This is a genomic window from Corynebacterium sp. c25Ua_47, from assembly GCF_039907205.1.
GTDB lineage: Bacteria > Actinomycetota > Actinomycetes > Mycobacteriales > Mycobacteriaceae > Corynebacterium > Corynebacterium hiratae.
In genome coordinates, this window is sequence record NZ_JASBOH010000049.1 from 1 (window position 1) to 322 (window position 322).

A 322-nucleotide genomic window follows, 5' to 3' on the forward strand; every position below is an offset into this window, starting at 1 on the left:
CGCAAGATGTAGTGGTTGAGGTTTTTAAATCCTAGGGCGATGCCGCGTAGGTGTTCGAGTCTGCCGTTGATTGCCTCGACGGGGCCGTTGGAGGCACCGATATCAAAGTAGGCGAGCACATCTTTGCGCCTTCGCCACAGGGTGCGTCCCAGTTGGGCGAGCTCTTCTAAGCCTTTTGGTAATCCTTTACGCAGGGTGTGGATGATGCGTTCCATGAGCTTTTTGCCTTCCGATTTCTTCGGATGCGCGTACGCTGCGATCATGTCTTGGTAGACCAACCACGTTACTTCTAGGCACACGTAGTCGTCATCGGTGGCCCACA

Annotated in this window: 1 protein-coding gene; it reads right to left on the bottom strand. The window is 54.3% G+C overall.

Annotated elements, in window-relative coordinates; genetic code table 11:
* Window positions 1-322: transposase (locus QKE52_RS13380; protein WP_347949010.1), on the bottom strand; the 322-nt coding region annotated here is incomplete at both ends.